We start from the raw sequence: 20,082 nt of genomic DNA on the forward strand, positions 1-20,082 counted from the left end.
GGCGCCCCCTCGCCCAGAGCAAGGGATACGCTGATTCTAAGCCCTGATGGGGTCAGGGCGCGGTTCATTGCCGGCTCATTCGCCGCGCTCCAAACGGGCGATCTCCTCGGCGCGGGCCGCCAGGATCAGCGCCGCGGCGCGCTCCTGGGTCATGCCCTCGATGCCGAAGTCGACGATCTCGTCCGCGGCCAGGTCGGACAAGTCCTCGCTGGTGCGCACGCCGTGCTCGGCCAGAGCAAAGGCCGTTTCCTCGTCCATCCCCTCCAGCGCCAGCAGGTCCTCGGTGGGCTGAGTCCCTTCCAGGCCTTCTTCCTCGGCCAGCGCGGCGTTGAGCAGCGCATCACGGGCGCGGGCACGCAGTTCCTCGACGATGTCTTCGTCGAAGCCTTCCACCGCCAGCAACTCGCCGACCGGCACGTAGGCGATTTCTTCCACCGTGTTGAAGCCTTCGGACACCAGGATCGCGGAGATTTCCTCGTCCACTTCCAGGCGGTCCATGAACAGCTGGCGTGCCGACGCCTGTTCAGCCTCGGACTTGGCAGCCACCTGGTCGGCGGTCATCACGTTGAGCTGCCAACCGGTCAGGCGGCTGGCCAGACGCACGTTCTGGCCGCCCTTGCCGATCGCCTGGGCCAGGCGGTCTTCTGCCACGGCCAAGTCCATCGAATGCTTTTCTTCGTCGACGATGATCGACTGCACTTCGGCCGGCGCCATCGCGTTGATCACGAAGTTGGCCGGATTCTCGTTCCACAACACGATATCCACGCGCTCGCCATTGAGCTCGTTGGACACCGCCTGCACGCGCGAACCGCGCATACCGATGCACGCGCCGATCGGATCGGTGCGGGTGTCGTGCGCAATCACCGCGATCTTGGCGCGGTCGCCCGGGTCGCGTGCGCAGGCCTTGATCTCGACCAGGCCCTGGCCCACTTCCGGCACTTCGAGCTTGAACAGCTCGATCATGAATTCCGGCGCAGCGCGGCTGATGAACAACTGCGGACCACGCGGCTCGGAACGCACCTCGGCCAGGTAGCCGCGCACACGGTCGCCCGGGCGCAGCACGTCGCGCGGAATGCCCTTGTCCTTCGGAATGAAGGCTTCGGCATTACCACCCAGATCGACAAAGATGTTGCCGCGCTCGGCGCGCTTGACCACACCGGTGATCAGCTCGCCCACGCGGTCCTTCCATGCATCCACGACCTGCTGGCGCTCGGCCTCGCGCACACGCTGCACGATCACCTGCTTGGCGGCCTGCGCGGCGATGCGGCCGAAATCCGGGTTTTCGATCTGCTCTTCGATGTAGTCGCCCACATCCACGCCGTCGGCTTCGTCGATGGCATCCATCAGGCGCACCTGGCGGTCCGGCGACTCCATCACCACATCGTCGGCCACCACTTCCCAACGGCGGAAGGTTTCGTAGTTACCGTCCTTGTGATCGATGGTCACGCGCGTCAGCACGTCCTGGTCGGGATAGCGCTTCTTCGCTGCGGACGCCAACGCGGCCTCGATCGCATCGAAGATCACTTCGCGCGGCACGCCCTTTTCGTTGGCTACCGCATCCACTACCAGCAAAAGTTCCTTGCTCATTTCGTCACTCCGCGCGCGGCTTGCCAGCCGCCGACTCGTTGGATGGTTTCTTCTTGTCGTGCCCGGGTTTTTTCGGGCCGGGCTTATTCGGTTTTTGCGGTGCCAGGCCCAGAGCGACCCAATCCGGCACGATGCGCGCCTTGTCGATATTGTCGAAACCGATCTGCAGGTCCTTGCCGTCCACTGCAAACACCACGGCATCGGCGTCGGCCTCGATCCGCAGAATCTGGCCCTGGAAGCGGCGCCGACCATCCTGCGCAAGCTTCAACACGATCTTGGCGGACTCGCCAGCGTGACGCGCGAACTGCTCGAGGGTGAACAACGGACGATCCACACCCGGCGACGACACCTCGAGGGTGTAATTGCCGCTGATCGGGTCTTCGACATCGAGCTGGGCCGACACTTCGCGGCTCACGCGCTCGCAGTCGTCGACGTTGATCACGCGCTCGGGCTGTTCGGCCAGCGGCACATCGATATACAGGCGCAATGTGGCGCCACCTGGAGCGGGAAGATACTCCACGCCCAGCAGTTCCAAGCCCAGGGACTCAACCGTTGGACTCAGCAGATTCGCGATTTCGGTCGCTTTTTCGCTCACAGACTGCCCTGATCAGATGATTGCCAGTAGAACCCCGGCAACCGGCAGCTAACTTTCCGGTTCCGGAAAAAACAAGGGGCCCGATGGGCCCCTTGCGTGAAAAAAGCCCGACCTCTCAGGGTCGGCGTAAAGACGGGAACAAGCGTCCTTACGATCCAAGAAGTTGAATCACTGCGGTAAAGCAACAATTCGAAACTTGGTAGCGGGGGCAGGATTTGAACCTGCGACCTTCGGGTTATGAGCCCGACGAGCTGCCAGACTGCTCCACCCCGCAGCAGAAGCGGAATTATGAAGAACTTGAGCGGCAATTGCAAGCCCTAGTTTTTCATCTGTTGGACACCGTGGCGGGTGTCTAACGTCGCGGCGAATGATACCCGCAATGCAACAAAAACGAAACACTTATCACGACTTTCTTTCAACCTCTCGCCGCATGCCTGGGGCGAGAGCCGCCGCGCCTGCGGCGCAACGCAGCGTGCTTACGCAAGACCGGCGAAGGCGCGCTGGCACCACACCATGATCGGGCTCCAGGCCAGGCCGAGAGCGAGCAAGGCCAATGCGTTGACGCCCAGCACCGTCCCCAACACGCGGTCGTTGTTGGCCGGCAAAGGCTCGCCCACCGGCTCGTCGAAGTACATGACCTTGATGACACGCAGGTAGTAGTACGCACCGATCACGGCACAGATTACGCCGACTAAGGCCAGCCACAGCATGTCGCCCTTCACCGCAGCGCCAAGCACGGCCAGCTTCGTCCAGAAGCCCAGAAACGGCGGAATACCTGCAAGCGAGGCCATGATGCACAGCACCAGGCCCGCCATCCACGGATTACGCGCATTGAGCCCCTTGAAGTCGTCGATGTTCTCGGCTTCGAAGCCATTACGCGATAGCGCGATGATGGCGCCGAACGAGGCGGTCGACATGATGGTGTAGCTGACCGCATAGAACATCGCGGCGGCGTACCCCTCCTCTCCACCACCGGCCACGCCCATCAGCAAAAAGCCGATATGCGAGACCGTGGAGTACGCGAGCATGCGCTTGAGATTGCTCTGTGCGATGGCCATCAGGTTGCCGATAACCAACGACACCGCCGACAGGCCGCCGATCAGCAGATGCCATTGCGGCGACAGCGGGCCCATGCCCACTTCCAGCAGACGGTACGCCATGCCGAACGCCGCCAGCTTGGGCGCCGAGCTGATGAACAGCGCGATGGGAGCCGGCGCGCCCTGATAGACGTCGGGCAGCCACATGTGGAACGGGGCCGCACCCAGCTTGAACGCAACGCCGGCGATCATGAAGATGGTGCCGGTCAACAGCAGCGTGCGCTCGCCCGAGCCATCGATTGCGTCATGGATGCCGGCCAGGCTCAAGGTGCCCGTGGCGCCATAGACCAGTGACATGCCATATAGCAGCAGGCCCGACGCCAGCGAACCGAGTACGAAATACTTCATGGCCGCTTCGGTGGCCAGACCGTTGTCGCGGTTGGAGGCCACCAGGGCATAGGAGCACAGCGCCAGCAGCTCCAGGCCGAGGTAGACCATCAACAGGCTACCGGCGGAGGCGAGCAGCATCATGCCGGCGGTGGCGAACAGCACCAGTACCGGAATCTCGCCCTGATACAGATTGCGCTCGCGCAGGTAAGTCCAGCCGTACACCAGGCTCAGACCACTGACCAGCACGATGACGGTCTTCATGACGTCCGCCGCGGTATCACGCACGAACATGCCGTGGAAGATCTCGCCCTGCCCGCCCGTACCGGTCGCCAGCAGTGCGAACACAACGGCGAGAACGGCGACGGAAAACAGGTGGGTCCAGACCTTGTTCCGCTGGCTCACGAACAGGTCGAGCATCAGCAGTGCGAAGGCGCCGCCGATCAGCACCAGCTCCGGAACGAGCGGAGCCAGGTCAGCGGTGGTCAACGGCGCGAGCGTTGGCGTGGTCATCATCAAATCCTGGAGTCAAAACGTACGGCAAGCAGTCACAGCTTGGTCGCGGCAATCTGGGTCGCCAGCTTGGCGATCGAGGGTTCCATCAGATCGGTCAGCGGCTTCGGGTACAGGCCCAGGGCCAGTACGCCAGCGGCGAACACCCCCAGCACGAATGCCTCGCGGCCATTGATGTCCTTCAGCTCGGCCACATGTGCGTTGGCCACTTCGCCGAAGAACACGCGCTTGTAGAGCCACAGCGTGTACGCGGCGGTAATGACCAGCGTGGTGGCAGCGGCAAAGGCGATCAGCGGATGCTTCTGGAAGCTGGCCAGAATCACCATGAACTCGCCGACGAAGCCGCTGGTGCCAGGCAGACCGGCATTGGCCATGAAGAACAGCATCGCGAAGGTGGCGAACCACGGCATCACGTTGACCACGCCGCCGTAGTCGGCGATGCGGCGGGTATGCATGCGGTCGTACAACACGCCGATGCAGGAGAACATCGCGCCGGACACGAAGCCATGGGAGATCATCTGCACCATCGCACCCTGCAGGCCGAGGCGCGCAGCGTCAGTGCTGCCGTATTCGCGCACCAGGGTGAAGGCGATGAAAGTACCGAGCGTGACGAAGCCCATGTGTGCAATGGACGAGTACGCCACCAGCTTCTTCATGTCTTCCTGCACCAGCGCCACCAGGCCAACGTAGATCACGGCAATCAACGACAGCGCGATCACCAGCCAGGCGAACTCGTGGCTGGCGTCCGGCACGATCGGCAGGTTGAAGCGCAGGAAGCCGTAGCCACCGATCTTCAAGGCGATGGCGGCCAGGATCACCGAACCGGCGGTTGGTGCCTCGACGTGTGCGTCCGGCAACCAGGTGTGCACCGGGAACATCGGCACCTTGACCGCGAATGCGATCAGGAACGCAAAGAAGATCCAGGTCTGTTCCTTGGCAGTCAGCTGCAACGCATACAGATCGGCCAGCTGGAAGCTGCCGCCCTTCAGGTACAGGTACACCAGGCCCACCAGCATCAGCACCGAGCCGAGGAAGGTGTAGAGGAAGAACTTCATCGCTGCGTAGATGCGACGCGGGCCGCCCCAGACACCGATGATCAGGAACATCGGGATCAGCATCGCTTCGAAGAACACGTAGAACAGCATCGCGTCGGTGGCAGCAAAGATGCCGACGGTGACGCCTTCCAGGATCAGGAAGGCAGCCACGTACTGATTGACGCGCTTGTCGATCGACCGCCAGGCGCCAATGAGCGAGAGCACGGTCACCAGCGTGGTCAGCACGATCAACGCGACCGCGATGCCATCCACGCCGAGGTTGTAGCCGATGTTGTAGGCCGGGATCCAGGCGTGCAGCTCGACGAACTGCAGGGCGTCATTGGCGGTGTCGTAGCCCAGCAACGGCAGACTCAGCACAAAGGTCGCCACTGCCACCGCCAGGGACGCCCAGCGGGCGGTCTCGGCGTTGCGCAACGCAAGGATCAGGGCGCCACCGATAATCGGCAGCCAGATCAAGATAGACAGTAAAGGCCAGTTCGACACGTTTTCTTATTCCGTACAGGTCAACGCCAGAAATGCATCAGTACCGCCAACAAGGCGATCAAACCGATGATCATTGCGAAGGCGTAGTGATAGAGGAAACCGGATTGCGTGCGACGCAGCAGATTTGCAGCCAGGTCGATCAGTCGGGCAGAACCATTGACGACCACACCATCGACCACATGGGTATCGACGGCACGTGACGCCTTGCCAAGGACAACACCGCCATCGGCGAAGCCATTGATCCACAGCTTGTCGAAGCCGTACTTGTTCTCCAGCAGCCACACGATGGGCGCGAACGCCTTGCGCGACTTGGTGGCCAGGTCCGGCTTCCACAAATAGAACAGCGCCGCGAGCAGCAGACCGGCCACCGTCAGGAAGAACGGAGCGGCCATCATGCCGTGCAGTGCAAAGGCCACCGGGCCATGGAATTCTTCCGCCAGCGCGCCGACGGTGTCGCGTGCCGGATCGTAGAAATCGACGATGCCGGTGAAGAACGAGACGGCCTGGCCCTTGAGCGCGTGCGCCGCATGGTGTCCCTGCCAATCAGTACCGAACAGCATCGGGCCGATGGTGAAGAAGCCGATCGCCACCGACGGAATCGCCAGCAGGATCAACGGCAACGTCACCACCCACTTCGACTCGTGCGGCTCGTGAGCACCGTGGTGACCATGCCCGTGGTCGTCGTGACCATGGCTGTCATGGGCGTGTGCGTCGTGCGCTTGGCTGTCATGCGCATGGACCTGCGCTTCAGCATCGGTATGCGCGCTGTCGTGGTGCGCATGCGCGTCGTGCGCATGGGCATCGCGGAAACGCTCCTTGCCATGGAAGGTCAAGAACAACAGGCGGAAGCTGTAGAAGCTGGTGACCAGCACGCCACCAAGCACCGCCCAGTAACCGTAAGTCGCGATCCAGCTATGCGATTCGTGCGCATGGTGCGCCGCTGCTTCGATGATGGTGTCCTTCGAGTAGAAACCCGAGAAGAACGGAGTCCCCACCAGCGCCAGGGTGCCGATCACGCTGGTCCAGTACGTCACCTTCATGTACTTGCGCAGACCACCCATCTTGCGCATGTCCTGCTCATGGTGCATGCCGATGATGACCGAGCCAGCCGCCAGGAACAGCAGCGCCTTGAAGAAGGCGTGCGTCATCAGGTGGAACACCGCCGCCGAATACGCCGACACACCCAATGCTACGGTCATGTAGCCGAGCTGGGACAGCGTCGAATACGCAACCACACGCTTGATATCGTTCTGCACGATGCCGATCAGGCCGGTGAAGAAGGCCGTGGTCGCACCGATGAACAGGATGAAGTTCAGCGCGGTTTCCGACAGCTCGAACAGCGGCGACATGCGCGCAACCATGAAGATGCCGGCGGTCACCATCGTCGCGGCGTGGATCAGCGCCGAGATCGGCGTCGGGCCTTCCATCGAGTCAGGCAGCCACACGTGCAACGGCACCTGCGCCGACTTGCCCATTGCGCCAATGAACAGGCAAATGCAGATCAGCGTCATCACGCTCCATTCGTGACCAGCAAACAACTGCACCTTGGCACCAGCCATGGTGGTCGCGTTGGCGAACACGGTGGAGTAATCCAGCGAGCCGAACCACAGCAGCACGCCGGCAATGCCCAGAATGAAGCCGAAGTCGCCGACGCGGTTGACAAGGAACGCCTTCATGTTGGCGAACACGGCAGTCGGGCGCTTGAACCAGAAACCGATCAGCAGGTAGGACACCAGACCCACCGCTTCCCAGCCGAAGAACAACTGCAGGAAGTTGTTGCTCATCACCAGCGTGAGCATGGAGAAGGTGAACAACGAGATATAGCTGAAGAAACGCTGGTAGCCCGGATCTTCTTCCATGTAGCCGATGGTGTAGATGTGCACCAGCAGCGACACGAAGGTCACCACCACCATCATCATCGCGGTCAGGCGATCGACCATGAAGCCGACATGCGCGGAGTAGTTGCCGACGTCGAAGAAGGTATACAGGTTCTGGTTGAACGGGCTGGCGCCCTGCTCCACCAGTTGGTACAGCGTCAGGCACGACAGCACGCAGCTGACCGCCACGCCGAGGATGGTGACGTACTGCGCGCCCTTGCGGCCCACCTGACGACCGAACAAGCCGGCGATGATGCTGCCGACCAGCGGTGCAAGCACCACTGCGATCAGCAGACTCTTGGAGAGAGTGATTTCCATCTACGGGTCAGCCCTTCAACGTGTCGACTTCGGCCACATTGATCGTGCGGCGCGTACGGAACAGAGTCACCAGGATCGCAAGGCCAATCGCGGCCTCCGCAGCGGCAACGGTCAGGATGAAGAACACGAACAGCTGGCCGGCGGTGTCGCCGAGCTCGCGCGAGAATGCGATGAAGTTGATGTTGACCGACAGCAGCATCAACTCGATCGACATCAGCAGCACGATGACGTTCTTGCGATTGAGGAAAATGCCGGCCAGCGAGATGCAGAACAGCACCGCGCCCAGTCCCAGCAGGTGGCCCAAGGTAATCAAGACTTTGCCTCCTGTCCGTCCGCCGCATCGACGCGCGGCGCAACCTGTGCGGGTTTTTCCACTGCCATCTTGACGATGCGCAGGCGGTCGGTCGCCTTGACGCGCGACTGCTCGCTGGCGATCTGGATCTTGATGCCGGTGCGCTTGCGCAAGGTGAGCATCACTGCAGCCACCACGGCCACGGTCAGGATCACCGCAGCAAACTCGAACGGCAGCAGGAACTCGGTGTACAGGCTCTTGGCCAGCCAGGTCAGGTTCGAAACGTCTGCAGCCTGTGCGGCCGCATTGTCGGCCGGAAACGGCGTGGCGCTGCGCGACTTGACGCCGATCAGGGTCACCATCTGCGCCAGCATCGCAACCGCGACGATGACGCCCAACGGCATGTACTTGACCCAACCCTCGCGCAGGCGGCTGGTGTCGATGTCGAGCATCATCACCACGAACAGGAAAAGCACCATCACCGCGCCGACGTACACCAGCACCAGCGTGACGCCAAGGAACTCGGCACCCACCAACAGCCAGATACACGCCATCGAGAAGAAGGTGAGGATCAGGCACAACACGGCGTACACCGGGTTACGCACGCTGATCACCGCACCGGCGGACACCACCGCGATGGCGGAGAAGGCGTAGAAAGCAATAGAGACCCAGTCCATCATGACCTCAACGGAAGGCGGCATCGGCAGCGCGACGCTCGGCGATCTCGGTTTCTAACCGGTCTCCGATCGCCAGCAGCTGCGGCTTGTTGACAATGTTCTCGCCACGCTTCTCGAAGTGGTACTCGAGGATGTGCGTCTCGACGATCGAGTCCACCGGGCAGCTTTCTTCGCAGAAGCCGCAGAAGATGCACTTGAACAGGTCGATGTCGTAGCGCGTGGTGCGGCGGGTGCCGTCTTCGCGCTTGGCCGAGTCGATGGTGATGGCCAGCGCCGGGCACACCGCTTCGCACAACTTGCAGGCGATGCAGCGCTCTTCCCCGTTGGGATAGCGACGCAGTGCGTGCAGGCCACGGAAGCGCGGCGACTGCGGGAACTTCTCCATCGGATACAGCACGGTGTACTTGGGCTTGAACGTGTATTTCAACGTCAGCCACAGGCCGCCGAGCAGTTCGAGCAGCAGCAGGCTCTTGAAGTAATGGGTGATCTTGTTCATCAATTACACGCCCTTCTGGATCACGCCGTAAAACACCATCAATGCCGTCACTGCGATCCACACGATCGTGAGCGGAATGAACACCTTCCAGCCCAGCCGCATGATCTGGTCGTAGCGGTAGCGCGGGAAGCTGGCACGGAACCAGATGTAGGCACTGGCGAAGAAGAAGACCTTCATCAGCAACCACGGCCAGCCACCCGTCCACAGCCAGTTGATCCACGGAGAAACGTCCGCAGTGACCCAGCCCTGGATCGGGCTCAGCCAGCCACCGAGGAAGAAGATCGAGATCAGGAAGCTGACCAGGATCATGTTGGCGTATTCGGCCAGGAAGAACAGCGCGAATGCACCGCCCGAGTATTCCACCATGTGGCCGGCAACGATTTCCGACTCGCCTTCCACCACGTCGAACGGCGCGCGGTTGGTTTCGGCCACGCCGGACACCCAGTACACGATGAACAACGGGAACAGCGGAATCAGGAACCAGTCGAAGAAACCGGAGTTGCCGGCCTGCGCGAATACGATCTGGCTCAGGTTGACACTGCCGGAAGCGATCATTACGCCGACCAGCGCAAAGCCCATCGCAATTTCGTAGCTGACCACCTGCGCTGCAGAGCGCATCGCGCCGAGGAACGCGTACTTGGAGTTGGACGCCCAGCCCGCGAGGATGATGCCGTACACGCCCAGCGAGGTCATCGCCAGCAGATACAGCAGACCGACGTTGGCGTTGGACAGCACCAGCTGCGCATCGAACGGCACCACCGACCAAGCTGCAAAGGCCGGTGCCAGTGTCAGCAACGGCGCGATGATGAACATCGCCTTGTGCGAGCTGCTCGGCTGCAGGATCTCCTTGAACAGGAGTTTGAACACGTCGGCGAAGGCCTGGAAGATGCCCATGCCCACGTACATGGGCCCGTGACGCACGTGCATCCAGCCGATCAGCTTGCGCTCCCACACCACGTAGAAGGCCACCGACACGATCACCGGCACGGCGATCAGCAGGATCTTCAACACGGTCCAGAGCACCACGCCGCCATCGCCCAGCCCGAGGAACCACTGGTGGAGGGGGTCGACCACGTTCAACAGCAATTCGTTCATGCAGCCACCACCGTTACGCGACCGGCGCCGAGCGGCGCAGTTGCGCCATGGCCGGATTCGATCCACACCGTGCCCGGTGCAACGCGCTTGTCCAGCACCACCGGCAACGTCGCCTTACCAGCGTCCGTACCGACCTTGACCATCTGACCCGCGCCAAGCTGCAACTGCCCCGCCTGGTCCGGGTGCATTGCCACACACGGCGCGATGTTGAGCGGATGCGACTGCAACGCAGCGGCCCGGCGTACGACAGCATCGGTGCGATAGATCGCCGCGGTTGCCGCAACCTCCAACCCGTCGCTCGCCGTGGCCGGCTGCGCAGACGCGACCGGACTAACGCTGCGGTTCTGCATGCCCGCACGCAGACCGACCAGATCGATGAATTCGAAACCGGCCAGGCCGAGCTCGCCGCCCAGTGCACGCAGCACCCGCCAGCCTTCGCGTGCCTCGACCGGCAGGCGCCCTGCGGCGCGTGCGGTCTGTACACGACCATCGAGATTAGTCAGCGACGCATCGATTTCCGGCAACGCACCAATCGGAAGGATCACATCGGCCACGTCGCGCGTCGAGGCGCAAGCGAACTGACTGAACGCCACGACCTTGGCACCGGCCAGCGCACTGCGTGCCGCAGCGGCGTCGGCAAAATCCAGACCGGGTTCGATCCCGTACAGCACATAGGCCTGACGCGGCTGAGCCAGCATGCCGGCGACGTCGCGCGCGGTCGGCAACACGCCCTGCGACACCAGACCCACCGCGTTGGCGCCCTGTGGAATGCGGCACAGCGACGCACCGGTTGCAGCGGCAAAATCACGTGCGGCCGCACGCAGCGCAGCAGCCTGCGGATGATTTTCGACCAGCGCGCCGACCACGATCACGGCGCGGTTTGCGCCCTTGACCGCATCGCGCAACGCGGCGTCATCGAGCGCCGCAGCCAGCTGCGACGGTGCCACCACGGTGCGCGAGGCCTGGGTGAAAGCAAAGTCGAAATCGACCGGATTGACCGAGTGGATCTGCGTGCGGTTCTGGATGTGCGCCTTGCGCAAGCGTGCATGCAGCAGCGGCAGCTCGTGGCGCACGTTGCTGCCGAACAGCACGACAACATCGGCCTGCTCGATCTCGGCCAGCGGCGTTGCGAAAGCTTGCGCCACCGCAGCGTCGGAAAAGTCACGATTGAGCAGACGGTGATCCAGATTGCCGCTGCCCAGCCCTTCGGCCAGACGTGCCAGCAGCGCGCCCTCCTCGTTCGAGGTGGACGGGTGCACCAGCACGCCGAGCGCATCACCCGCGTTTTCGCGCAGGATCTGGGTCGCTGCGGCCAGACCTTCGGTCCAGCTCACTTCGGTCCACTGCCCGTTGACCTTTTTCAGCGGCTTGACCGCACGGTCCTCGGCGTACAGGCCCTGATGCGAATAACGGTCGCGGTCGGACAACCAGCATTCGTTGACCGCCTCGTTCTCGCGCGGCACGGTGCGCAGCACTTCGCCGCGGCGCACGTGCAGGAACAGGTTCGAACCCATCGCATCGTGGTAGCCCAGCGACTCGCGCGCCATCAGTTCCCACGGACGTGCGCGGAACTGAAACACCTTGTTGGTCAGCGCGCCCACCGGGCAGACGTCGATGACGTTGCCGGAGATTTCGGTGGTCAGCGGCTTGCCGTCGTAGGTGCCGATCTGCAGGTTCTCGCCACGATACATGCCGCCCAGCTCGTAGGTGCCGGCAATGTCTGCAGTGAAACGCACGCAGCGGGTGCACTGGATGCAGCGGGTCATCTCGGTGGCGACCAGCGGACCGATATCCTCGTCCGGCACCACGCGCTTGCGCTCGTTGAAGCGGCTCACCGAACGGCCATAGCCGAGCGAAACGTCCTGAAGCTCGCACTCGCCGCCCTGATCGCAGATCGGGCAGTCCAGCGGGTGATTGATCAGCAGGAATTCCATCACGCTGCGCTGGTACTTCAGCGCCTTTTCGCTACGCGTGGTGACCTTCATGCCGTCCATCACCGGCGTAGCGCAGGCAGGCGACGGCTTGGGCGACTTTTCGACATCGACCAGGCACATGCGGCAGTTGGCCGCGATCGGCAGCTTCTCGTGGTAGCAGAAGCGCGGGATCGGGATACCGGCCTTGTCGGCCGCCTGGATGATCATCGAGCCCTTCGGCACCACCAGGGACTGCCCGTCGATCTCGACGGTGACATGGTCCGGTGGCACGTTCGGGTTCACTGGTTGGGCGCTCATGCAGCCACTCCGACTTGCGTATCGACGATCGAACGACCGTTGACGATGTAGTACTCGAACTCGTCCCAGAACTGGCGCAGGAAGCCCTGAATCGGCCATGCCGCCGCTTCGCCGAACGCACAGATGGTGTGGCCTTCAATCTGGCCGGCAACCGTGCGCAGCTGATGCAGGTCTTCCATCGTGGCCTTGCCGGCAACGATGCGCTCCAGCACGCGGTGCATCCAGCCGGTACCTTCGCGGCACGGGGTGCACTGGCCGCAGGATTCCTTGTGGAAGAACTGCGAGATGCGGCAGGCGAAACGCACGCAGCAGACGCTGTCATCCAGCACCACGATGGCGCCCGAACCCAGACCGGTGCCCAGCGCACGCAGGGTGTCGTAATCCATCTGCAGGCCAGCAACCTGGTCGGCCTTCAATACCGGCATCGACACGCCGCCAGGCACCACGCCCTTGAGCTTGCGACCCGGACGCAGGCCACCGGCCATTTCCAGCAATTCGTCGAAGGTGGTGCCGAGCGGCACTTCGAAATTGCCGCCCTTCTGCACGCAACCGGAGACCGAGAAAATCTTCGGGCCGCCGTTCTTGGTCTTGCTCAAGCCGAGGAACCACTCCGGGCCGTTGCGAATGATCGCCGGCACCGACGCATAGGTCTCGGTGTTGTTGATGGTGGTCGGCTTGCCGTACAGGCCGAAGTTCGCCGGGAACGGCGGCTTGTAGCGCGGCTGGCCCTTCTTGCCTTCCAGCGATTCCATCAATGCGGTTTCTTCGCCGCAGATGTAGGCGCCAGCGCCCAGCGCACCGTAGATGTCGATATCCACGCCGCTGCCGAGAATGTTCTTGCCCAGCCAGCCATTGGCGTACGCATCCGCCAGTGCCAGTTCGAAGTTTTCGAATGGCTCGTGGTGGAACTCCCCACGCAGGTAGTTGTAGCCCACCGTCGAGCCGGTGGCGTAGCAGGCGATCGCCATACCCTCCACCACCGAATGCGGGTTGTAACGCAGGATGTCGCGGTCCTTGCAGGTGCCCGGCTCGGATTCGTCCGAATTGCACAGGATGTACTTCTGCATCGTGCCCTTGGGCATGAACGACCACTTCAGCCCGGTCGGGAAGCCCGCGCCGCCACGGCCGCGCAGGTTCGATGCCTTGACCATTTCGATGACGTCGGCCGGCGCGATCTTCTCCTCGAGGATCTTGCGCAGCGCTGCGTAGCCACCGGTCTTCAGATAGCTCTCGTACGACCACGGGGTGTCGTAGTGCAGCGTCGTGTAGACGACCTGGTGCGGCAACGGCGCCGGGCCGACCGGACCGGTAGGTGCGTGATGATGTGCCATGTCTTACTCCAGCCCGTCCAGCAGCGCGTCGACCTTCTCTTTCGTCAGGTGCTCGTGGTAATGGCCGTTGATGACCATCATCGGCGCTGCAGAGCAGGCCGCCAGGCACTCTTCCTCGCGCTTGAGGTAGACGCGGCCATCGGCCGTCGACTGCCCCAGCTTGCAACCCAGTTTCTTTTCCGCATGCGCCAACAGATCTTCGGCGCCATTGAGCCAGCAGCTGATGTTGGTGCAGAACGCCACGTTGTGGCGGCCGACGCGTTCGGTCTCGAACATCGAGTAGAAGCTGGCGACCTCGTAGGCCCACACTGGCGGCAGTTCCAGGTACTTGGCCACGCCGACGATCAACTCGTCGGTCAGCCAACCCTGGTTCTGCTCCTGCGCAGCGTGCAGACCCTGCAGCACCGCCGACCGCTTGCGGTCCGGCGGAAACTTGGTCAGCCAATGATCGATGTGCGCACGCGTCTTGTCGCTCAGCACAACCTGCGGATCGACGTCGCGCGCCGCTTCGAAATTACCCGTCGCCTTCATCGGTCAACCTCACCGAAAACCAAATCGTAAGTACCGATCATCGCCACGACGTCGGCCAGCAAATAGCCACGCACCACCGCGTCCATCGACGACAGATGCGCAAAGCCCGGCGCGCGCAGATGCACGCGGAACGGCTTGTTGGCGCCGTCGGACATCAGGTAGCACCCGAACTCGCCCTTGGGCGCTTCGACCGCGCTGTAGGTTTCGCCGGCCGGCACGCAATAGCCTTCACTGAACAGCTTGAAGTGATGGATCAGCGCTTCCATGTCGTCCTTCATGCCTTCGCGGCTGGGAGGAGCGACCTTGAAATTGGTGACCATGACCGGACCGGGATTGGCCTTGAGCCACTTCACGCATTGCTTGATGATGCGGTTGGACTCGCGCATCTCGGCCACGCGTACCAGGTAGCGGTCGTAGCAGTCGCCGTTGGTGCCGACCGGGATATCGAAATCCACTGCGTCGTACTTGGCGTAAGGCTGCTTCTTGCGCAGATCCCACTCGATTCCCGAGCCACGCAGCATCGGTCCGGTCATGCCCCAGGCACGCGCCAGATCCGGGCTGATGATGCCGACATCGACGGTGCGCTGCTTCCAGATACGGTTGTCGGTGAGCAGCGTTTCGTATTCGTCCACGCGCGCCGGGAAGGTATTGGTGAACTCCTCCAGGAAGTCCAGCATCGTGCCTTCACGACCGGCGTTACGCTTCTTCAGTGCCCCACCCTTATGCCAACGGGATTCCTTGTACTTGGGCATGAAGTCGGGCAGATCACGATACACGCCACCGGGGCGGTAGTAGGCCGCGTGCATGCGCGCACCGCTGACCGCCTCGTAGACGTCCATCAATTCTTCGCGCTCGCGGAATGCATACAGCATCACCGCCATTGCTCCCAGATCGAGCGCGTTGGAGCCAACCCACATCAGGTGGTTCTTGATGCGGGTGATCTCGTCGAACATGGTGCGGATGTACTGCGCACGCTCGGGCGCCTCGATCCCCATCAGGGATTCGATCGCGCGCACGTAAGCGTGCTCGTTGCACATCATCGACACGTAGTCCAGGCGATCCATGTACGGAACCGACTGGTTGAACGGCTTGGACTCGGCCAGCTTCTCGGTGCCACGGTGCAGCAGGCCGATATGCGGATCGGCACGCACCACGGTCTCGCCGTCCATTTCCAGGATCAGGCGCAACACGCCGTGCGCCGCAGGATGCTGCGGGCCGAAGTTCATCGTGTAATTGCGGATTTCCTGCTTGCTTTCCACAGGATTGCTCGCGAAGGCTTCGGTTGCCTGGCGGAACTCACTCACTTGGCAGTCTCCGACTTGCCCACTTCACCAGCGGCAGTCTCATAACGGGCATCGTCGCGAATCACGCGCGGCACGCCAACGCGCGGCTCGACCGAAGTGACCGGCTCGTAGACCACGCGCTTGCGCTCTTCGTCGTAACGCACTTCGACGTTGCCGATCAGCGGGAAATCCTTGCGGAACGGGTGGCCGACGAATCCGTAGTCGGTCAGGATGCGACGCAGATCCGGGTGCCCATCGAACACGATGCCGAACAGGTCGAACGCCTCGCGCTCGAACCAGTTCACGCCCGGCCAGATATCGGTGACCGACGCCACCACCGGCACCTGCTCGTCCGGTGCGTAGCAACGCACGCGCAGACGCTGGTTGTGTTGGTAGGAAATCAGTTGCGCGACCACCGCAAAACGCTGCTTGGGCAGCTGCTGCGGCTGGGCACCATCGGAACTTTCCTGGCTGGGAAATTCGCCCCAGGCAAAACGGCCGACGGCCTTGCCTTCGACGCCACGGCTGAAACCCTGCGATGACACGTCGGCGGTATCCCACTCGTCGCTGCCATAGCCCAGGTAATCAACGCCGCACAGGTCGCTGAGCTGCTCGAAACCGAGCTCATCGCGCAGGGCCAGACAGGTGGCATGCCAATCGGCGGCAGCGACTTCCAGCGTCACTTCGCCGCGCGGCAATGCCACGGCGATCTGCGCACCGGCGAAACGTGCCGCAAGTCGGTCAGTGAAGGAAGATGCTTGCTCTGCCATGGGGGCTTGGCTGCTCTCGGTAGGAGAAGACGGGTGTCAGCGTGCGATTGTCTGGGTGCGCCAGATCTTCTTCTGCAGCTGCAGGATGCCGTAGACCAGCGCCTCGGCGGTCGGCGGGCAGCCCGGGACATAGATGTCCACCGGCACGATGCGATCGCAACCGCGCACCACCGAATACGAATAGTGATAGTAGCCGCCGCCATTGGCGCAGCTGCCCATCGAGATGACCCACTTCGGGTCGGGCATCTGGTCGTAGACCTTGCGCAGCGCCGGGGCCATCTTGTTGACCAGCGTGCCGGCCACGATCATCACGTCGGACTGACGCGGCGACGGGCGGAACACCACGCCGTAACGGTCCAGGTCCAGACGCGAGGCGCCGGCGTGCATCATCTCGACCGCACAGCAGGCCAGGCCGAAGGTCATCGGCCACATCGAACCGGTCCGCGCCCAGTTCAGCAGCGCGTCGACGCTGGTGGTCACGTAGCCCTTTTCGAGCAACGGGTTTTCGCCTTCCGGGCGCAGGATGTCTTCCACCCGGCCTTCCGGCATCGGGTTGGTCATCAGACGATCCAGGGTCTGAATCACTCCCATTCCAGCGCTCCCTTCTTCCACACGTAGATAAAGCCGAGGAACAACATGCCGACGAACAGCCCCATGGTGACCAGCGAGCGTGCGCCGATCTCCATGAACACCTGCGTCCACGGCACGATGAAGATGATTTCCAGGTCGAACACGATGAACTGGATCGCGATGAGGTAGTAGCGCACATCGAACTTCATGCGCGCGTCTTCGAAAGCTTCGAAGCCACACTCGTAAGGCGAGAGCTTGCGCGCGTCCGGGGTGCGTGGAGCGAGGAATCGACCGACCAACATCAGCACGATGCCGATACCGGTGGCGACGATCAGAAACAGCAGACTCGGCAAATATTCGGCCAGCACAGCGATTCTCTCTTGCCTCTGCCCGCACGCGCCGCGTGCCGGCATGGGGTATAGGCAGGCCCCGCGCGCGACAAGCGATGCGCAGGAACTGCAGCCAAACAATGGTGCCCAAGAGGGGACTCGAACCCCTACGACCTAAGTCGCTACCACCTCAAGGTAGTGCGTCTACCAATTCCGCCACCTGGGCATACGTTGCGCCGCTGGGCATCCCAGTGCGCAGCGTATTGTAACCGGCTTCAGCGTTTTTGTGCTGGTTCTGAAGCGTTTTCTTCGCCGGCTGCAGGCGCCGGCTGTGCCGGGGCAGACTGCACCGGGGCTGCCGCCGGCGCAACGGCAGGAGCCGGCTGCGACGGAGCGGTCGGCACGGCACCAGCGGCCGGAGCCTGCGGCAACGGCTGGGTGAGTTCGCCTGCGGCGGCCGGAGCCGGCGTTGCCGACTGCGACATCACGCCCAGGTTCTGGTCCGTTGGACGCGCCCCATGCGTGGCGTACCACGCCATGAACAGGCTGATGCTGAAGAACACCACGGCCAGCCACTTGGTCGACTTGGACAGGAAGTTCGACGCACCCTGCGAACCGAACACCGTGCCCGACGCGCCGGCACCGAAGCCGGAACCGGCCGCCGCACCCGCACCACGCTGCATCAGGATCAGCGCAATCATCGCCAGCGCGACCAGCACGTAGACCACATTGAGGATCAACATCAGCATTTCGAAATCCGTCCCCGGACAAAACTTAATGGGTTAACAAGCAGCCGCCGCACGTGCAATGGCCAGGAAATCTTCGGCAACCAGTGATGCGCCGCCGACCAGCCCCCCATCGACATCGGGCTGTGCGAACAGCTCGCCGGCGTTGTCGGGCTTGACGCTGCCCCCGTACAGGATGGGCAGACCATCCGCAATTCTAGCATCCGCCTTCGCGACTTCGCCACGCAGGAAGGCATGCACGGCCTGGGCCTGCTCGGGGCTGGCGGTGCGGCCGGTGCCGATCGCCCAGATCGGCTCATAAGCCAGCACCGCGCGGGCAAAGCCTTCGCTGCCCACCAGGGCCAGGACCGGTTCGAGCTGGGCACGTAGGATTGCCTCAGTCTGACCGGCCTCACGCTGTTCCAGCGATTCGCCCACGCACAGCACCGGGATCAATCCGGCGTGGATGGCAGCGGCAAACTTGCGCGCGACCAGCTCGCTACTCTCCTGATGGTACTGGCGCCGCTCGGAATGACCGACCAGGCCATAGCCGGCGCCCACGTCCACCAACATGGTGGCCGAGACTTCGCCGGTGTAGGCGCCTTTCTCGTTGCTACTGACGTCCTGGGCTCCAAAGGACAGGTGATGTGCCTCGAAATCCTCGATCAGGTCACCGAGGTAAGGCAGTGGTGGCAGGATGACGACATCGACACCCTCCAGGGGCATGTGTGCGGCGACCTTTGCCACCAGTTCGGTGGCAAAGGTGCGGCTGCCATGCAGCTTCCAGTTTCCAGCAACGATCTTTCGACGCATCAGGCGCAGGTTCCTGAGTTGAAGACAGGCGACAGAATAGCCCATGGCCTGTCGGCAACCGGCACACTTCTGTCCGCTGCATGTCCCGTCCCTCCCCCACCAGGAACCCGTCATGTCCGTTTCGCCTGTCTTTGCGCTGATCACCGGTGCCTCCAGCGGCATCGGCCGCGAGATTGCGCGGGCCTATGCCCGGCGCGGGGTGCCGTTGATCCTGACCGCGCGGCGGGTGGACCGGCTGCAGGCGCTGGCGGAGGAATTGCGCAGCGCCGTGCGGGTGGAAGTGCTGCCGGCCGATCTGGCCGACCCTGCAGCGGCAGAGGCACTGGCGACGCAAATCCAGCGCAACGGCTGGACGGTGGGCACCCTGGTCAACAACGCCGGCTACGGTGTGCCGGGCCGCTACCTGCACAACGACTGGGCCACGCATGCGCGCTTTCTGCAGGTGATGGTGGGCGCAGTGTGCGAACTGACCTGGCGGCTGTTGCCGATGATTCGTGCCAGCGGCAAGGGCCGCATTCTCAACGTCGCCTCGTTCGCGGCACTGACACCCAGTGCCGATGGGCAGACGCTATACGCGGCCAGCAAGAGTTTCATGCTGCGCTTCAGCGAATCGCTGGCGCTGGAAAACGCCGATTGCGGCGTCAAGGTCTGCGCCCTGTGCCCCGGCTTTGCATGGTCGGAATTCCACGATGTCACCGGCACGCGCGAGGCGATGTCCACCCTGCCCGGCTGGGCCTGGCTGCAGGCCGATGACGTGGCCGAGTACGGCATCCAGGCGCTGGAGCGCGGCCAGGTGCTGGCGGTGCCGGGCTGGCGCTATCGGCTGGTCCATGCGGCGCTGCGCCTGCTGCCGCATGCGCTTGCCCTGCGGCTGATGGCACGCGGCTCGCACCGGGTGCGGCCGCTGGAGTAAGCGGCTATGGACGATCGGTGGAAAGGCATCGCATCAGTGCAGGTGCCCGTGCGCCGGGCTTCGACGTGCAGCGGCTGGGCAAAGCGCGATGACCGCGCAAGCGCGCAGTTGAGGAACGTGCACGTGCTCGAACACAGGCTTATCGCATGCCGCAGCGCTCCCGACTCATGCACG

At 63.0% G+C, this 20,082-nt stretch carries 19 protein-coding genes and 2 tRNA genes; 1 reads left to right on the forward strand and 20 read right to left on the reverse strand.

Annotated features, from left to right (window positions below; all coding sequences use genetic code 11):
* Positions 1-75 precede the first annotated feature (75 nt).
* The 20 genes from nusA to tpiA form a co-directional block, all read right to left on the reverse strand.
* Entirely contained in the window at positions 76-1,587 is a 1,512-nt protein-coding gene (gene nusA, locus XnspCFBP7698_RS03930) for a transcription termination factor NusA (RefSeq protein WP_039407455.1), read from the reverse strand.
* A 4-nt stretch (positions 1,588-1,591) separates the two neighbouring features.
* Positions 1,592-2,182 carry a ribosome maturation factor RimP gene (gene rimP, locus XnspCFBP7698_RS03935; protein ID WP_047693160.1) on the reverse strand — a complete coding sequence of 197 codons (591 nt, stop codon included), beginning with the start codon at positions 2,180-2,182 and terminating at the stop codon, positions 1,592-1,594.
* Positions 2,183-2,379: 197 nt separating this feature from the next.
* Positions 2,380-2,456, reverse strand: a tRNA-Met gene (locus tag XnspCFBP7698_RS03940).
* Positions 2,457-2,658: 202 nt separating this feature from the next.
* On the reverse strand, positions 2,659-4,119 hold the full coding sequence (gene nuoN, locus XnspCFBP7698_RS03945) for an NADH-quinone oxidoreductase subunit NuoN (protein ID WP_039407547.1): 1,461 nt from the start codon (positions 4,117-4,119) through the stop codon (positions 2,659-2,661).
* 35 nt (positions 4,120-4,154) lie between these two features.
* Positions 4,155-5,657 (reverse strand): NADH-quinone oxidoreductase subunit M, encoded by a 1,503-nt coding sequence (locus XnspCFBP7698_RS03950; RefSeq protein WP_104580468.1) that lies wholly within the window; start codon positions 5,655-5,657, stop codon positions 4,155-4,157.
* 20 nt (positions 5,658-5,677) lie between these two features.
* Entirely contained in the window at positions 5,678-7,852 is a 2,175-nt protein-coding gene (gene nuoL / locus XnspCFBP7698_RS03955; protein ID WP_104580469.1) for an NADH-quinone oxidoreductase subunit L, read from the reverse strand.
* Positions 7,853-7,859: 7 nt separating this feature from the next.
* Positions 7,860-8,165, reverse strand: coding sequence for an NADH-quinone oxidoreductase subunit NuoK (gene nuoK, locus XnspCFBP7698_RS03960; protein WP_039407444.1), 306 nt, complete (start codon positions 8,163-8,165; stop codon positions 7,860-7,862).
* Positions 8,162-8,824 (reverse strand): NADH-quinone oxidoreductase subunit J, encoded by a 663-nt coding sequence (locus tag XnspCFBP7698_RS03965; RefSeq protein WP_184371547.1) that lies wholly within the window; start codon positions 8,822-8,824, stop codon positions 8,162-8,164. The genes nuoK and XnspCFBP7698_RS03965 overlap by 4 nt, the downstream gene beginning before the upstream one ends.
* 4 nt (positions 8,825-8,828) lie before the next feature.
* Positions 8,829-9,317 carry an NADH-quinone oxidoreductase subunit NuoI gene (gene nuoI / locus XnspCFBP7698_RS03970; protein ID WP_003485557.1) on the reverse strand — a complete coding sequence of 163 codons (489 nt, stop codon included), beginning with the start codon at positions 9,315-9,317 and terminating at the stop codon, positions 8,829-8,831.
* A 3-nt stretch (positions 9,318-9,320) separates the two neighbouring features.
* Positions 9,321-10,412 carry an NADH-quinone oxidoreductase subunit NuoH gene (gene nuoH, locus XnspCFBP7698_RS03975; RefSeq protein ID WP_047693164.1) on the reverse strand — a complete coding sequence of 364 codons (1,092 nt, stop codon included), beginning with the start codon at positions 10,410-10,412 and terminating at the stop codon, positions 9,321-9,323.
* Complete coding sequence (nuoG, locus tag XnspCFBP7698_RS03980) at positions 10,409-12,643, reverse strand: NADH-quinone oxidoreductase subunit NuoG (RefSeq protein ID WP_104580470.1); 2,235 nt, start codon at positions 12,641-12,643, stop codon at positions 10,409-10,411. Before nuoG ends, nuoH begins: the two co-directional genes overlap by 4 nt.
* Positions 12,640-13,974, reverse strand: a complete 1,335-nt coding sequence (gene nuoF, locus XnspCFBP7698_RS03985; protein ID WP_047693166.1) for an NADH-quinone oxidoreductase subunit NuoF — start codon at positions 13,972-13,974, stop codon at positions 12,640-12,642. Before nuoF ends, nuoG begins: the two co-directional genes overlap by 4 nt.
* Before the next feature lie 3 nt (positions 13,975-13,977).
* Positions 13,978-14,505 carry an NADH-quinone oxidoreductase subunit NuoE gene (gene nuoE / locus XnspCFBP7698_RS03990; protein ID WP_003485548.1) on the reverse strand — a complete coding sequence of 176 codons (528 nt, stop codon included), beginning with the start codon at positions 14,503-14,505 and terminating at the stop codon, positions 13,978-13,980.
* Positions 14,502-15,809, reverse strand: coding sequence for an NADH-quinone oxidoreductase subunit D (locus XnspCFBP7698_RS03995; protein ID WP_047693168.1), 1,308 nt, complete (start codon positions 15,807-15,809; stop codon positions 14,502-14,504). The genes nuoE and XnspCFBP7698_RS03995 overlap by 4 nt, the downstream gene beginning before the upstream one ends.
* Positions 15,806-16,558, reverse strand: a complete 753-nt coding sequence (locus XnspCFBP7698_RS04000) for an NADH-quinone oxidoreductase subunit C (protein ID WP_039407413.1) — start codon at positions 16,556-16,558, stop codon at positions 15,806-15,808. The genes XnspCFBP7698_RS03995 and XnspCFBP7698_RS04000 overlap by 4 nt, the downstream gene beginning before the upstream one ends.
* Before the next feature lie 36 nt (positions 16,559-16,594).
* Complete coding sequence (locus XnspCFBP7698_RS04005) at positions 16,595-17,149, reverse strand: NADH-quinone oxidoreductase subunit B (RefSeq protein WP_010371165.1); 555 nt, start codon at positions 17,147-17,149, stop codon at positions 16,595-16,597.
* Entirely contained in the window at positions 17,140-17,496 is a 357-nt protein-coding gene (locus tag XnspCFBP7698_RS04010; protein ID WP_047693170.1) for an NADH-quinone oxidoreductase subunit A, read from the reverse strand. Before XnspCFBP7698_RS04010 ends, XnspCFBP7698_RS04005 begins: the two co-directional genes overlap by 10 nt.
* Positions 17,497-17,598: 102 nt before the next feature.
* Positions 17,599-17,683, reverse strand: a tRNA-Leu gene (locus tag XnspCFBP7698_RS04015).
* 49 nt (positions 17,684-17,732) lie between these two features.
* Positions 17,733-18,206 carry a preprotein translocase subunit SecG gene (gene secG, locus XnspCFBP7698_RS04020; RefSeq protein ID WP_104580471.1) on the reverse strand — a complete coding sequence of 158 codons (474 nt, stop codon included), beginning with the start codon at positions 18,204-18,206 and terminating at the stop codon, positions 17,733-17,735.
* 33 nt (positions 18,207-18,239) lie between these two features.
* Positions 18,240-18,995 carry a triose-phosphate isomerase gene (tpiA, locus tag XnspCFBP7698_RS04025; protein WP_047693172.1) on the reverse strand — a complete coding sequence of 252 codons (756 nt, stop codon included), beginning with the start codon at positions 18,993-18,995 and terminating at the stop codon, positions 18,240-18,242.
* 112 nt (positions 18,996-19,107) lie between these two features.
* Here tpiA and XnspCFBP7698_RS04030 point away from each other — a divergent pair, with 112 nt between their 5' ends.
* Positions 19,108-19,908 (forward strand): SDR family NAD(P)-dependent oxidoreductase, encoded by an 801-nt coding sequence (locus XnspCFBP7698_RS04030; protein WP_104580472.1) that lies wholly within the window; start codon positions 19,108-19,110, stop codon positions 19,906-19,908.
* Positions 19,909-20,082: the final 174 nt, after the last annotated feature.

The sequence above is a fragment of the Xanthomonas sp. CFBP 7698 genome (assembly GCF_003600855.1).
GTDB classification, from domain to species: domain Bacteria; phylum Pseudomonadota; class Gammaproteobacteria; order Xanthomonadales; family Xanthomonadaceae; genus Xanthomonas; species Xanthomonas cannabis.

Bases quoted from the DNA above. Each gene is read 5' to 3' on its own strand.
- nusA (WP_039407455.1), bottom strand. From the start codon at position 1,587: ATGAGCAAGGAACTTTTGCTGGTAGTGGATGCGGTAGCCAACGAAAAG.
- nuoN (WP_039407547.1), bottom strand. From the start codon at position 4,119: ATGACCACGCCAACGCTCGCGCCGTTGACCACCGCTGACCTGGCTCCG.
- nuoL (WP_104580469.1), bottom strand. From the start codon at position 7,852: ATGGAAATCACTCTCTCCAAGAGTCTGCTGATCGCAGTGGTGCTTGCA.
- XnspCFBP7698_RS03965 (WP_184371547.1), bottom strand. From the start codon at position 8,824: ATGATGGACTGGGTCTCTATTGCTTTCTACGCCTTCTCCGCCATCGCG.
- nuoI (WP_003485557.1), bottom strand. From the start codon at position 9,317: ATGAACAAGATCACCCATTACTTCAAGAGCCTGCTGCTGCTCGAACTG.
- nuoH (WP_047693164.1), bottom strand. From the start codon at position 10,412: ATGAACGAATTGCTGTTGAACGTGGTCGACCCCCTCCACCAGTGGTTC.
- nuoG (WP_104580470.1), bottom strand. From the start codon at position 12,643: ATGAGCGCCCAACCAGTGAACCCGAACGTGCCACCGGACCATGTCACC.
- nuoF (WP_047693166.1), bottom strand. From the start codon at position 13,974: ATGGCACATCATCACGCACCTACCGGTCCGGTCGGCCCGGCGCCGTTG.
- nuoE (WP_003485548.1), bottom strand. From the start codon at position 14,505: ATGAAGGCGACGGGTAATTTCGAAGCGGCGCGCGACGTCGATCCGCAG.
- XnspCFBP7698_RS04000 (WP_039407413.1), bottom strand. From the start codon at position 16,558: ATGGCAGAGCAAGCATCTTCCTTCACTGACCGACTTGCGGCACGTTTC.
- XnspCFBP7698_RS04005 (WP_010371165.1), bottom strand. From the start codon at position 17,149: ATGGGAGTGATTCAGACCCTGGATCGTCTGATGACCAACCCGATGCCG.
- secG (WP_104580471.1), bottom strand. From the start codon at position 18,206: ATGCTGATGTTGATCCTCAATGTGGTCTACGTGCTGGTCGCGCTGGCG.
- tpiA (WP_047693172.1), bottom strand. From the start codon at position 18,995: ATGCGTCGAAAGATCGTTGCTGGAAACTGGAAGCTGCATGGCAGCCGC.
- XnspCFBP7698_RS04030 (WP_104580472.1), top strand. From the start codon at position 19,108: ATGTCCGTTTCGCCTGTCTTTGCGCTGATCACCGGTGCCTCCAGCGGC.